The sequence below is a fragment of the Yersinia antarctica genome (assembly GCF_056636475.1).
The window spans coordinates 3099371-3112817 of the sequence record NZ_JBSJQF010000001.1; the positions used below are offsets into that span (position 1 = coordinate 3099371).

Below are 13447 nucleotides of genomic sequence, written 5' to 3' on the forward strand. Positions count from 1 at the left end.
ACGCTGTTTCAGGGGCGTTGGTAGATAAAAATCAAATAAATAGAGAGAATTATATGCTGACTGTTTGGGGTCGGAATAACTCGACCAATGTCAAAAAAGTACTTTGGTGTTTAGAAGAACTGGGTATCAGCTATCAGCGCATTGATGTCGGTGGCCAATATGGCAAGCTCAATGATCCCCTGTATCGCTCAATGAATCCAAATGGCCTGATCCCTTGCCTGCAAGATGGAGACTTCATCCTGTGGGAGTCCAATACGATTGTCCGCTATCTGGCCGCACAATACGGCGATAGTGCACTTTATTTACCTGATGCACAGTTACGCGCAGGGGCAGAAAAGTGGATGGATTGGGCCACTTCCAGCATGGTGGAACCCTTTAAAGCGGTGTTTATCGGGTTGGTACGCACCCCACCAGAACAGCAGGATAAAGTGAAAATTGCTCAGGGTATGACACAACTCAATACCCTGATGGCAATTGCCGATCACGCACTTGAGAAACAAGCGTATCTGTCTGGCGATAAATTCGGTATTGGGGATATCCCGTTAGGGTGCCTGGCCTATGCCTGGTTTAACCTGTCGATCGAACGTCCATCACTGCCAAGTTTACAGCGGTGGTATCACAGCGTGTCACAACGTGCTGCATTCAAAAAAGTGATTGATATTGGCCTGAGTTGATTAAACAGGGGTGAGCTAACGCCGCTAACACCCCTGTGGCTTCAAGGACAAAGGGAGATTAGAAATCGTAGCTGGCACCAACCATATAACGGCGCCCATCCAGCACTTTATCGTTAACTTCGATATCTACACGTTTATCCAGTACGTTATACACGCCTCCCATCAAACGGAACTCTTTGGTCAGTTGATAGTTAGCCCCTAAATCGACAAAAGTGTAAGACGGCGTTTTATTGCCCATACTGGTACGATCAAGATACTCTGATGTTCTACCCCGGTAGTTAGCCCGAACCCAGGTGGCTAATTCTTCATTTGCCTGCCAGTTCAGCGTACCGTTCAACATGTGCTTAGGCATCTGGTTCAACGGTTGACCCGAGAATTGCCCACTTTTCTGCTCAGATTGAGTAAAGGTGTAGTTCGATGTCAGTGACCAGGCTTTATTGATTTCCCAACCGAAAGTCGCTTCCACACCACGGGTCATGGCTTTATCCACGTTGGTGCGATCACTAATAAATTTATAGCTGGTACCATTGATCATACATTGGCCGGACGCATTGCCCGTGGTATCAGTACAACGGCGTACCTCGGTGATTTTATCTTTAAAATCAGTGTTAAACAGTGTCACACCGGCATTCATACCTTCCTGATCATCCCACAGCACACCAATTTCCTGGCTGAGGCTTCTTTCTGGTTTCAGGTTGGCATTACCGACAATGATCGCAGGATCACCCCGACCACCGCCGGTGATTTGTCCCCAGTTTTCCGTGGCCTGACGTAAATCAGGTGAACGATAGCCACCAGATACCCCGCCCTTTAATGTCCATTGTTCAGCCAGATGCCAGACACCGTACAGACGTGGTGTCCAGTGAGTACCATAGTTTTCGTCCTGATCCATACGGACACCGCCGGTCAGCGCGAAATCATTGGTCATCTGCCATTCATCTTCTGCAAATAACGCCCAACTCCAACGGGTCAATTTAGTCAAATCTTTGGCGGAGGCTAGTTGATTACCCTTGTCATTCAGCTCTTCATAACGATATTGACCGCCAAGAATTAAAGTATGGCTATCGAACAGGAATGAGGTTTGGCTATTAAAGATATTATCAACACTCTTCATGTCACGTGATGGATTACGGGTTTCATCTCGTTGAACATAGCTGGTTGAATTACCGAAATCATAATAACCGTGGTGGGTAATCGCATAATTATTACGGTCATATTGCACGTCACTGCTTTTACCGGTTAATGCCACTGAACGCCCGGCGGTTGAGTTTCGGTCCTGCACATAATGGCCGATATCAAAATCAAATTCGTTTTTATCATCGGGAGTCAGGGTAAATGTTGCCGCACCGTTTCTCATGCGCTGTTCATTGTAGCTATCGATTATCTTATCTTCGCTACGATGCGAGAGAAGCCCGCTAACTTTCAATCCCAGCAAGCCATCAATTAATGGACCAGAAGCGTAAGCATTGGTCTGATATATATCGCCGGAGTCTGAATCCTCCTGCAAGGTGGCATCTGCGCGCACCGTGCCTTGCCACTCTTTACCCACCTTCCGGGTAATAACGTTGATTACCCCTCCCATGGCATCCGAACCATATAAAGAGGACATCGGGCCACGTACAACTTCAATACGCTCAATGGCGGCAAGTGGTGGCAGCCAGCCTTGCTCAATCCCTGAACCGTCGCTGTTAGGGCGGGTGCTACGGGTATCAACACGTTTACCATCCACCAGAATCAGGGTGTATTTAGCGGACATGCCACGAATACTGATATCACTGTGGCTACCACCACCGGTGACAACAACGCCGGGAACATCTTTCAGCGCATCGGTAATATCACGATAGGCTTTATTTTCAATCTGCTCGCGGGTAACCACAGAAATAGATGCCGCAGAATCTTGAATGCGTTGTTGGAAACCGGATGCCGTGACAACCATGGTGTCAGTTGCCGTGGTATTTTTTGTTTCAGCGGCGGATGCCTGAGATGAGATAATTGCAGCTATCACTAATGCCGCACTGTGAGATTTTCTAAAACCCTTGTTAACCTTAACCATTACACGATCTCCATGAGGTGTAAATTTATCAACAACCTTTTCAGCAGGCGTTTTTTACTTGCAGCAATGCCGCCTGGCGGACAGGTGAAAATTTATTTTTTATTAATGTCGGCAATAGCTCACCACAGCAGAAATATCGCTTCCGGCCCTTTCTGCCTAATTATTATTTTATGAAATCTGTTACTGCCAAAATATACCCAAAGTAATTAGAGTCACGGGTGAACTGCGTCCCGATGCGCTTAGACGAGTAAGTGAATCGGGTGAACCAGCATCGCTAACCCCCCTTTGGCCATGCTCCGTGACGACTGTTGCACCGCTTCCCCTTATCGTTCCTTATAAGATGGCGCTAACAATAAAACAAACGATAATACTTATCAATAAGATTGCGATAAACAATTAGGTACAATACGATGTAAATCCTTATTTTATAATATTATTTAATCAATAAGCCTGATTTATCCCCGCATTCAAAAGGGCAATAAAGAGAAGTTAGCGAAATTATTTGCTTAACTTTGCTTAAATAATCACCAGCTTACAGCCCAAAAAAAGGGCGATAAGATTATCGCCCTGCCATCACTATGGCTTAATTTTGATTAGCGCTAAAAACTAGTCAGCGGTCATCACCGGCTTTGTCGGCTCAGGATTATCTTCACTGTCATCACGCCATTTCGGGAATTCCATCTCTTGGTATTTGATAACCTTAGTGCCACGGCTCAATTTGTAGCCAAACCAAATCACCAGGAACAATGGAATACCAATATAGGTTGCAGTCACACCATACCAATCAATGCGGTCTTGCAAGAAAGCCTGATAGTTCTGCCCCAAAGTAATAACCAAACACAGTACGAAGGCGAAAATCGGCCCTATCGGGAAGAAACCAGACTGATACGGTAAGTCGTTCAAGTCACGGCCTTGCATCATATAGCCACGGCGGAAACGATAATGGCTGATAGCAATACCCAACCAAGCAATAAAGCCAGTCATACCTGAGGTATTAAGTAACCACAGATACACAGTTTGGTTGCCAAACATTGAACTTAGGAAGCACAATCCGGCCACTACCGTGGTGGCATACAGAGCATTACGTGGCACCCCGCCCTCAGACAGCTTGGCAAAGATACGTGGCGCTTTACCTTCTGAGGCCAGGGTAAACAACATACGGGTTGAGGCATACATCCCCGAGTTACCCGCTGACAACACTGCCGTCAGGATAACCGCATTCATCACCGCGGCCGCTGACAGCAAACCTGCATTCTGGAATACCAGCGTGAATGGGCTAACACTGATATCTTTGACATCATTACGTAACAGACTTGGATCGGTATACGGAATAATCAGGCTGATAATCAAAATAGCAAAGATATAGAACAGTAAAATACGCCAGAACACCTTGCGCACTGCGCGTGGAATATTTTTACCTGGATCTTTTGATTCACCGGCCGCAATACCAATCAGTTCAGTGCCTTGGAAAGAGAAACCAACAATCATTGCCACACCAATCATCGCCGAGAAGCCCCCTGCAAAGGGTGCATCACCAATGGTCCAGTTGTGCCAACCCGCGCTCTCACCGCCTTTCATAATGCCGCTAATCATCATTACACCAATAATGATGAAGATAATGACTGTGGTGACTTTAATCAGTGAGAACCAGTATTCCGCTTCACCAAAGCCTTTTACTGAGATGTAGTTCAGTAAAAACATCAGGGCGAGGAACAGCGCACTCCAAATCCAGCCTGGTGCGTCTGGGAACCAGTAATTCATCACCAATTGTGCCGCGACCAAGTCAACAGCGATAGTGACGGCCCAGTTGTACCAATAGTTCCAGCCAAGGGCGAAACCAAAGCCTTCCTCGACGTATTTGGAGCCATAAGTTGAAAATGAGCCTGATACCGGCATAAATGCCGCCAGCTCACCGAGACTGGTCATCAGGAAATAAACCATCAGGCCAATCAATGCATAGGAGAGCAATGCTCCACCCGGGCCTGCTTGCGATACCGTTGCCCCTGAGGCAACAAACAAACCGGTACCAATAGAACCACCGATAGCAATCATGGCTAAGTGCCGTGATTTAAGCTCCCGACGTAAACGCTGCGCACCCTGCTGCACTGGGATTTTAGTATTTTGCTGAGTCATTCTTACCCTAATCCACCCTTAAAAAATAAGGCGGGATTGTAACAAATCTCACCGACTCGGATAGTAACAATGCGCTGATATAAGATACCTTCATGATCCCGGTGCAATTATTAGCAAAAGCTCATTTGCCAGTAAAAGCCTCTCTCTATCGGGTATTCTTGCCGCAATAGCCAATATCATTGGTGTAAAACGCTTAAAAACCTTATCCCTACAGGAGTAACTCACTCTCGGCTAATTCTGCGGTTCAGACCTCTTCCTGACAGTAGCTGAGAAAGCGCTGCAAGGCGTTAGAGATATGTTTTTGCCGATGATGAATCAGATATAAGGTTCGTATCAGTGGTGGCAAAGGGATGTTGAGTACGATCAGTTCGCCGTTGGCCAGTTGATCGGCAATCACCCGGCGCGACAAACAACTGATTCCCATGCCATAACGCACCGCCCGCTTAATCGCTTCTGAATTCCCAAGCTCCATAACCAACTTGAAATGCGGTAATTTTGCCAACAGTAAGTGATCGAGCACTTCGCGAGTGCCAGAACCGCGCTCACGTAGGATCCAAGCTGCATCGGCCAGTTCTTCCAGTGTCAGCATCTTATGGCATAACGGATTATCTGGGGCCGCAAACACCACCAACTCATCCTGTTGCCAGGCTTTAGTCATCAGTTCCGGCATATGGCACGGCCCTTCAATCAGCCCCAGATCACCGCGAAAATCTGCCACTGCTTCAATCACATCCTGACTGTTACCGATATTCAATTCCAGCGGTGTGTCGGGAAAGTCACGCCGGTATTTGGCAATCATGCCCGGTAACATATAGTTGCCAATAGTGCTGCTGGCAGCAATCCGCAACGCACCTAAGTCCTGCAAAAAAAGCTGTTCTATTTCAATTGCCTGATCCAGCAATGCCAATGCTTTGGGATAAAGCAACCGCCCATGCTCATTGGTGACTAAACGCTTACCGACCCTATCAAACAGTTGCACCCTCAATTGCCCTTCCAAATCCGCCAACGCAGCGCTGACTGCCGATTGTGAAAGCGCGAGCACAACCGAGGCTTGGGTCGTAGAGCCGCTTTTTAGCACCTCAGTAAAGACTTCAAGTTGACGTAAGGTTATGTGCATAACGGTCTCTGTAGTAAAAAATGGAGGACGCTATCATCACTCTGTTCGTCAGTGACTGGATGAAACGAGCTACCTAATTAGTTGTTAATACAATAACTGACGGACAAAAGTGTACCCAATAGATTTCAAAATACAGGCCGACGGCAAGCAACAGAACCCTCGATGAGCTTACACCAGTAAGTGATTCGAGTGAGCGAGCACAGCCAACACACCTGTAACATGAACGATGGCGGGTATATAGCCTCTATTACCGTATAAGACTAACACCTTTGAGTAAAATCGGGAGGTTATCGGCGGATGAAATTAAGCAGTAAGAATACTATTCATTATCATCTGAATAAAAGAATATGCGGTAAATAATAGCCACTATAGCGCTGATAACCGCGTTAAAAATCAACCAGATAAATAATAAATAGCTAAACGTTTGAGATAAAGGAATCCCACGTTCACTCTTGAAGGGATTAAAATGGGGTAGCGGGACAATATGAAAAGGATTCAAGTTATATAACTTGAAAAAATAAGCGATCAAATAAGGAGGGATCAACAAATAAATAAGTGAGGCAATCACCAATATCACCCACAGCGACTTTTCATGTTTTGCTTTCTTCATATCAAAACTGCTGCCTTGACGGTTATGGGGATACCCCCGCCCGTGTACATTTCCGTTATGTATATCATACCAAACTTCATGGTCATTCACGCTCCCTCACAGAGATAGGCAAAATCAGGTGTTGGGCGCTGCCATCACCGCCCTTACCACTTATATAGATTAATTATAAATATATAATGAATTTATCTATTAAGATTGAAGTCGTTAAACTGTGTGCAATCTTTACAGAACACAGGACACAAACATGGCGACTTCTCATACTAAAGAACTCCCTCGAACACATCAGTTCCCCCTAAGCCGCTATATTGCGGGCTTGGTGTTAACCGGCGTGATTACCGGGTTGGCGCTCAACGTGGGTGATATGCCGTGGTTTATCAATATGGGGTTGGGGGCACTGACGCTGGCCATTTTGTTTGGCATCGTGGTCGGCAATACCTTGTATCCGTGGGTACAACCCGTCTGCTCTGATGGCGTCGTCTTCGCCAAACAGCATTTATTGCGTCTGGGTATCATTTTATACGGCTTCCGGCTGACCTTTCAACAAGTGGCGGATGTGGGGGCTACCGGTATGGTTATTGACCTTTTGACCCTCAGTTCAACCTTTGTGCTGGCATGTTGGCTGGGTAAACGGGTATTTGCTCTGGACCAGCAAACCGTAATGTTAATTGGTGCCGGTAGCAGTATTTGTGGCGCCGCAGCTATTATGGCCACCGAGCCGGTGCTAAAAGCTGATGCCAGCAAAGTGGCGGTTGCTGTCGCCACTGTGGTGATTTTCGGCACGCTCGCCATTTTTGTCTACCCATGGCTGTATCAGCTAAACCTGCATTACCAATGGTTGCCGTTTAGTCAGGAAACCTTTGGTATTTTTGCCGGTTCAACGATTCATGAGGTCGCACAGGTGGTTGCCGCCGGGCATGCCATCGGTGATCAAGCTGAAAACGCCGCCGTGATTACTAAAATGATCCGGGTAATGATGCTGGCTCCATTCCTGTTGTTACTCTCAGCCTATTTGGCGCGTTGCAACATCAAAGCCGGCAGTGAAAAACGGGAAAAAAGTGCCATCACTATTCCTTGGTTTGCAGTGATATTTATTCTGATGGCCGGGTTTAACTCACTGAATCTATTACCTGCGGCATGGGTGAATCACCTGATTACACTGGACACCATTTTGCTGGCGATGGCGATGGCCGCACTCGGACTGACCACTCATGTGGGCTCTATCCGTCAGGCTGGGGTAAAACCGTTATTATTGGCACTGCTGCTGTTTGTCTGGCTGATAGTCGGTGGGACCGGCATCAATTTGCTGGTGCAACATATCGCGGCATAAAACATGTCACTTCAGGGCCGCTCGCGGCCCTTTTCTTTTCCTTGCAGCTTCGCCCATTCAATCATGGCGTTATCAGTGCCATAATGGCCCGGTTATCAAAGGAGAATGGAATGAAATTTGTCGGTGCACATGTCAGCGCAGCAGGTGGTGTAGACCAGGCTGTTATTCGGGCGCACGAACTTGAGGCCACCGCCTTTGCCCTGTTTACCAAGAATCAACGTCAGTGGCGTGCCGCACCGCTGGCAGAAGATGTGATAGAGAAGTTCAAGCAAGCTTGTGAGCTATACGGTTATAGCTCCGCTCAAATTCTGCCACATGACAGCTATCTGATTAATCTGGGCCATCCCGTCACTGAAGCGCTAGAGAAATCCCGCGAAGCCTTTATCGACGAGATAGCCCGCTGTCAACAACTGGGGCTGTCATTACTGAATTTCCACCCAGGCAGCCATTTACTGCAAATTGATGAAGATAAGTGTCTGGCACGTATTGCCGAATCTATCAATATGGCGCTCGATGTCAGTGAAGGGGTGACAGCGGTGATTGAAAACACCGCCGGTCAGGGCAGTAATCTGGGGTTTAAGTTTGAGCACCTGGCCGCCATCATTGATGGGGTGGAAGATAAGAGCCGCGTCGGTGTCTGCATTGATACTTGCCATGCTTTTGCTGCCGGTTATGATCTGCGCACGGAAGAAGATTGCGAACATACCTTCAAGCAACTTAGCGATATCGTCGGGTTTCAGTATCTGCGCGGTATGCATCTTAATGATGCGAAAAGTGAATTTAACAGCCGGGTCGATCGACACCACAGTCTCGGTGAGGGCAATATTGGTAAAACCGTGTTCAGCTATATTATGCGTGATCCCCGTTTTGATAATATCCCGCTGATTTTAGAAACGGTCAATCCTGATATTTGGGCTGAAGAGATAGCCTGGCTGAACTCACAAGCTAACGTTTAGCTGAATGGTATTTAGCCGAATCACAGTGAGTAAACATAAAAAAAACCGGCACATAAGGCCGGTTTTTTATGGGTGAAGCTTATGATGCCAGGCTTATGCCGCTTTTGCGACCACGACATCAGCGCGTTTCAACATCGCATACAGACCACCGGCCAATACGGTACCGGCAATGATTGCCACCAGATACAGCAGCACCGGATGAATTGCCCCAGGGATCAGTAACACGAACAAACCACCGTGTGGGGCCATCAGTTGCGCACCGAATGCCATAGACAATGCACCTGTCAGCGCACCACCGGCGATACAGCACGGCAAGACACGCATCGGGTCACGGGCAGCAAACGGAATTGCCCCTTCAGAGATAAAGCACAGCCCCAGAACCAATGCAGCCTTGCCCCCTTCCTGCTCACCTTTGTCAAACTTGTGACGTGCCAACAGTGTTGCCAGTCCCATCGCCAGCGGAGGAACCATCCCTGCGGCCATGATAGCGGCCATCGGCGCGTAAACAGAAGAACTCAGGAGTGCCACACCAAACGCGTAGGCGGCTTTGTTCACCGGCCCCCCCATATCGGTACACATCATGGCGCCGAGGATAGCCCCCAACAACACGGCATTGGCGGTACCCATGGATTGCAGCCAGTTAGTCAGACCTGCCATGATTTTTGCCACCGGCGTACCGACCACATAAATCATAATCAAACCCACTATCAGACTCGCTACCAGTGGAATAATCAATATCGGTTTAAGTGCTTCCATACTTTGCGGCAAACGCAGCTTAGTGCTGATTGCTTTCGCCACATAACCGGCCAGGAAACCTGCGATAATACCGCCGAGGAAACCCGCCCCGGTACTCACTGCCAACATCCCGCCAATCAAGCCTGGGGTCAGACCCGGACGATCAGCAATTGAGAATGCAATGAAACCGGCCAGAACAGGTACCATCAGCGCAAAAGCAGAACCGCCACCAATTTGCATCAAGGCGGCAGCCAATGTGCCTTTCACTTCAAAGGCTTTAATACCGAACACAAATGACAGGGCAATACACAAGCCGCCAGCAACCACCATTGGCAACATGTAAGACACACCGGTCAGTAGGTGACGATAAGGACCACCGGTTTCTGTTTTTTTGGTACCGGTGCTGCTGCCGGTTTTAGGCTGATAGACTTCAGCTTCAACCAGTGCTTTATCCAGTTCTTGTACGGTTTTCTTCAGCGCCAAACCTGTCGTGGTACGGTACATCGGTTTGCCAGCAAACTTATCCAAATCCACTTCAATATCCGCAGCAACAATCACCAGATCAGCCGCAGCCACTTCTTCTGGTGTAATTGCATTACCGGCACCAACGGAGCCTCGGGTTTCTACCTTCACCCACCAGCCACGTTTTTTCGCTTCACTTTCAATGGCTTCAGCAGCCATAAAGGTGTGAGCTACGCCTGTCGGGCAGGCGGTAATAGCCACAATACGTTTCGGGCCAGCCACCGTGGTGGTCGCGGGTGCGACAGCAACCGCAGCCTGGTAAGGTTTAGCCTGCGCAATGGCTTGCGCCAGGAAACCATCAGGATCGCGCACCGCTTTTTCCACATCACCGATATAGAGTTTTTTACCGTTCAGCGCACTGTCAGCCGGGGCTGATTGCCCGGCGACAATCACCAGCTCTGCATCAGTGGCATTCTCAACCCAGCTCAGTCCTGCTTTTGCCGCCGCAGCACCCAACATCAGTGTCGCAAGGTGGCCTCTGGCCTGCCCGAGCGAACTGTCTATTATTAGTAGCGTTTTCATTTCGCCTCCAGGGATTAATTAAAGGGTTTCAGGTCGACTCTTGCCATCATGGCTGCCAACTGCGGGCGATCCGTAATACCAACATTGCTCTGACTTACCGCCAAAGCTGCAACTGCTGTTGCCAGACGCAGCGTGTGCTCGCTGGACTCGCGCATTAACAAACCATAAATCAGGCCACCGACCATGGAGTCACCAGCACCGACGGTACTGACCACTTCACAGGCGGGTGGTTTTGCCAACCAGGCACCCGACGCATTGACCCATAATGCCCCTTCAGCCCCGAGAGAAATCACCACATGAGCAATCCCTTGATCACGCAGAGCGTGTGCAGCTTCTACCACATCACCCAATTCAGGTAATGGACGACCCGCCCAGATCTCCAGTTCACGACGATTGGGTTTCACCAACCAAGGTGAGGCTTTCAGGCCTGCGACCAATGCTTCACGACTGCTGTCGAAAATAATGCACGGGCATTGGCTACGCAGGCGTTTCATCCAATCGGTAAAGTCATCAGGGTTTACGCCCTCGGGCAAGCTACCACTGACCGCGACCATATCGAATTGCCCCAACCAGCTCAGCGAGTCAGTGACAAAACGATCCCAATCCGGTTTATTGACTTCAAAACCGGAGAAGTTGAAATCGGTCACTTCGCCATCTTTTTCTGTCAGTTTGACGTTAATGCGAGTACGGCCCGGTACCACCTGAAAGCGGTTAGCAATACCCAGCTCGCTGAATAACAGTTGAAAACCGTCTTGGTTATCTTTACCCAGGAAGCCACCGACCGTGACATCAATCCCTAGGTCTTTCAGCACCTTGGCAACATTAATCCCTTTACCAGCGGCATGCAGGCCGGCAGTTTTCACCAAATTAACTTCACCGCGTTCAATTTCAGGGCAAAAACCCACCAGATCATAAGCTGGGTTCAGCGTGATGGTTGCAACTCTTCTGCTCATGCTGCCCCCTCGCCCAAACCGGCGGCGATAGCTTCACCAATAGCATCCAATGCTGCTTGTGCATCTTCACCACTGGCGGTAAAGCGCAGGCGATTGCCTTTTTTAACCCCTAAAGCCACAACTTTCATCAGACTACGTCCATTAGCGGGTTTACCGGTGCCGTCCAGATTGGTCACGGTGATTTCACTGGTAAACTGTTTGATTGTATTGACTAAAATCGTCCCTGGGCGCGCATGTAACCCGTGTTCATTACGGATAGCAAACTCAGCGCTTAATACTTCATTCTGCTCGACATACTCACTGGTGAGCAACGCTAGCAAGGCGGCAGCATCAGCGTTCAGCAAAGCGTCAGCTTTTTTCGCCAACAGTAAATCACTTAAATAGTTCAATACCGACAGCGGTTGGTCATCGGCCACGGAGAGCGTCAGCAACAGCGCCACTTTTTCGCCATGGTGCTCAAATGCAGCTACCGGGCGGCTTACTGTGGCAGCACTGACCAAATTACCTTCAGTACTGTCGCTCAGCCAGATACCCTGTCCCAAATTGAGTGGATCACGGGTAATGACATCGCTGACAAAATGAGCATCTACTGCGCCAATTTGTTGCAAGCGACCGGCATTCAGTGCTTGCAGCGTGATCAGATTGTCAGCCGCCACATCGATTGCGATCAGTGACGTGTCAAAATGGAATTCAGCGGTTTTTTGCTCACCCATCAGCAAACTGCGTAACTCTTCAGCCGAGGTAGTTTTCGCCAGACGTGCAGCAACGGCATCATCACTTAATACATGGGTCAGTTGGCGTAACAATGCCAGATGTTCATCTGAACGCGCGGCGATACCGATTACAATATAGGCGGTTTGATCTTCGCCCCATGCAATACCCTGCGGGAATTGGAAAACTTGCACACCGGTGTTTAGCACCAGGTCGCGAGTATCAGTGGTACCATGTGGAATGGCAATGCCATTACCCAGGTAAGTAGAGGTTTGCTGCTCGCGGGCCAGCATGCCATCGACATAAGCGGCGGCAACACAGCCAGCCTGAGTAAGTGCTGCAGCAACCTGAGTAATAGCATCGTTTTTGCTGTCTGCCTGTGCAGCCAGATGGATATCTTGCGTAGATAACTGGAACATAAATCTCCTCTCTTGCTGAAATTGAATCGTTTCAGCTTTAATGAGAAAAAGGAGCGTTACCCTTTATCATTTGGTGACGAGATAACGCTGAAACGTTTCAAGTAGTGTGTTTCCGACTGAGAATATATGCAAGTTTTCTGCTTCTATTCTTGATGGATTTTTGACAGCCCGCACATTTTCGTGGTGAATATAACTCCGTCAGCAGTAAAAAAACCATAATAGCTGATGGTTGCTGACCTTCATTTAACAGGAGTCCGTACAATGTCCGTTGCAGTCGGTGTGGGTGTCATTATCGTTAATCAACAAGGTGAGGTGTTACTGGGTAAACGTTGCGGTCAGCACGCCCCTTATTGGTCGATTCCCGGTGGTCACATGGAGGCTGGAGAGTCTTTTGAACAAGCCGCAAAACGTGAAATAGCCGAAGAAACAGGCTTAAATATCAAAGATATAAGTGTTATCGCGTTATGCAATAACATCGCCACCTGGCGCGCAGAAGGTAAACATACCGTTTCCGTTTGCTTGTTGGCGCAACACGCCGGTGGGCAGCCAGAGCTGAAAGAACCAGACAAGTGTCAGCAATGGCTATGGTGCAATCCGCGGGAATTACCCGAACCTCATTTTGAAGCCAGTCGTCATGCCATCGATTTATGGTTAAATAAGCAGTTCTATTATCCCTTCGACTAAAAAATAGCGCTATACCCGTCATACTTCAAGC

Annotated in this window: 11 protein-coding genes; 4 read left to right on the forward strand and 7 right to left on the reverse strand. The window is 48.5% G+C overall.

Annotated elements, in window-relative coordinates; all coding sequences use genetic code 11:
- Window positions 1-53: 53 nt before the first annotated feature.
- Window positions 54-674, forward strand: coding sequence for a glutathione S-transferase (locus ACWJJO_RS14385; RefSeq protein ID WP_083158384.1), 621 nt, complete (start codon window positions 54-56; stop codon window positions 672-674).
- Window positions 675-732: 58 nt separating this feature from the next.
- Here ACWJJO_RS14385 and ACWJJO_RS14390 read toward each other — a convergent pair whose 3' ends face one another.
- The 4 genes from ACWJJO_RS14390 to ACWJJO_RS14405 all read right to left on the reverse strand — a co-directional run bounded on the left by ACWJJO_RS14390 (window position 733) and on the right by ACWJJO_RS14405 (window position 6677).
- Window positions 733-2727, reverse strand: a complete 1995-nt coding sequence (locus ACWJJO_RS14390) for a ligand-gated channel protein (RefSeq protein WP_481091168.1) — start codon at window positions 2725-2727, stop codon at window positions 733-735.
- Between the two features lie 606 nt (window positions 2728-3333).
- Window positions 3334-4860 carry an amino acid permease gene (locus ACWJJO_RS14395; protein WP_083158382.1) on the reverse strand — a complete coding sequence of 509 codons (1527 nt, stop codon included), beginning with the start codon at window positions 4858-4860 and terminating at the stop codon, window positions 3334-3336.
- Between the two features lie 244 nt (window positions 4861-5104).
- Window positions 5105-5977: a DNA-binding transcriptional regulator YeiE gene (yieE, locus tag ACWJJO_RS14400; RefSeq protein WP_372559375.1), complete on the reverse strand. Its 873-nt coding sequence runs from the start codon at window positions 5975-5977 to the stop codon at window positions 5105-5107.
- 319 nt (window positions 5978-6296) lie between these two features.
- Window positions 6297-6677, reverse strand: coding sequence for a hypothetical protein (locus ACWJJO_RS14405; RefSeq protein ID WP_227746528.1), 381 nt, complete (start codon window positions 6675-6677; stop codon window positions 6297-6299).
- 154 nt (window positions 6678-6831) lie between these two features.
- On the opposite strand from ACWJJO_RS14405, the gene ACWJJO_RS14410 reads away from it, so the two are divergent.
- Together ACWJJO_RS14410 and nfo are read left to right on the forward strand one after the other, a co-directional pair.
- On the forward strand, window positions 6832-7914 hold the full coding sequence (locus tag ACWJJO_RS14410) for a YeiH family protein (protein WP_102970388.1): 1083 nt from the start codon (window positions 6832-6834) through the stop codon (window positions 7912-7914).
- 110 nt (window positions 7915-8024) lie between these two features.
- The gene (gene nfo / locus ACWJJO_RS14415; RefSeq protein WP_481091169.1) at window positions 8025-8870 is read left to right on the forward strand and encodes a deoxyribonuclease IV; all 846 of its coding nucleotides are present in this window, start codon (window positions 8025-8027) and stop codon (window positions 8868-8870) included.
- A gap of 93 nt (window positions 8871-8963) precedes the next feature.
- On the opposite strand, the gene fruA is transcribed toward nfo, so the two are convergent.
- From fruA to fruB, 3 genes are read right to left on the reverse strand one after another with little or no spacing between them, the layout of a single operon-like run.
- The gene (gene fruA / locus ACWJJO_RS14420; protein ID WP_420073448.1) at window positions 8964-10649 is read right to left on the reverse strand and encodes a PTS fructose transporter subunit IIBC; all 1686 of its coding nucleotides are present in this window, start codon (window positions 10647-10649) and stop codon (window positions 8964-8966) included.
- 14 nt (window positions 10650-10663) lie between these two features.
- Window positions 10664-11602: a 1-phosphofructokinase gene (gene fruK, locus ACWJJO_RS14425; protein ID WP_083158377.1), complete on the reverse strand. Its 939-nt coding sequence runs from the start codon at window positions 11600-11602 to the stop codon at window positions 10664-10666.
- The gene (gene fruB / locus ACWJJO_RS14430) at window positions 11599-12732 is read right to left on the reverse strand and encodes a fused PTS fructose transporter subunit IIA/HPr protein (RefSeq protein ID WP_481091170.1); all 1134 of its coding nucleotides are present in this window, start codon (window positions 12730-12732) and stop codon (window positions 11599-11601) included. The genes fruK and fruB overlap by 4 nt, the downstream gene beginning before the upstream one ends.
- Window positions 12733-12993: 261 nt before the next feature.
- On the opposite strand from fruB, the gene ACWJJO_RS14435 reads away from it, so the two are divergent.
- Window positions 12994-13416, forward strand: coding sequence for a nucleotide triphosphate diphosphatase NUDT15 (locus tag ACWJJO_RS14435; RefSeq protein ID WP_083158375.1), 423 nt, complete (start codon window positions 12994-12996; stop codon window positions 13414-13416).
- The last annotated feature ends 31 nt before the right edge of the window (window positions 13417-13447 follow it).

What these genes read in the sequence shown, in the direction of transcription:
- yieE (WP_372559375.1), bottom strand. Translation starts at nt 5,977, where the DNA reads ATGCACATAACCTTACGTCAACTTGAAGTCTTTACTGAGGTGCTAAAA.
- fruA (WP_420073448.1), bottom strand. Translation starts at nt 10,649, where the DNA reads ATGAAAACGCTACTAATAATAGACAGTTCGCTCGGGCAGGCCAGAGGC.
- fruB (WP_481091170.1), bottom strand. Translation starts at nt 12,732, where the DNA reads ATGTTCCAGTTATCTACGCAAGATATCCATCTGGCTGCACAGGCAGAC.
- ACWJJO_RS14385 (WP_083158384.1), top strand. Translation starts at nt 54, where the DNA reads ATGCTGACTGTTTGGGGTCGGAATAACTCGACCAATGTCAAAAAAGTA.
- ACWJJO_RS14395 (WP_083158382.1), bottom strand. Translation starts at nt 4,860, where the DNA reads ATGACTCAGCAAAATACTAAAATCCCAGTGCAGCAGGGTGCGCAGCGT.
- fruK (WP_083158377.1), bottom strand. Translation starts at nt 11,602, where the DNA reads ATGAGCAGAAGAGTTGCAACCATCACGCTGAACCCAGCTTATGATCTG.
- ACWJJO_RS14390 (WP_481091168.1), bottom strand. Translation starts at nt 2,727, where the DNA reads ATGGTTAAGGTTAACAAGGGTTTTAGAAAATCTCACAGTGCGGCATTA.
- ACWJJO_RS14410 (WP_102970388.1), top strand. Translation starts at nt 6,832, where the DNA reads ATGGCGACTTCTCATACTAAAGAACTCCCTCGAACACATCAGTTCCCC.
- nfo (WP_481091169.1), top strand. Translation starts at nt 8,025, where the DNA reads ATGAAATTTGTCGGTGCACATGTCAGCGCAGCAGGTGGTGTAGACCAG.
- ACWJJO_RS14435 (WP_083158375.1), top strand. Translation starts at nt 12,994, where the DNA reads ATGTCCGTTGCAGTCGGTGTGGGTGTCATTATCGTTAATCAACAAGGT.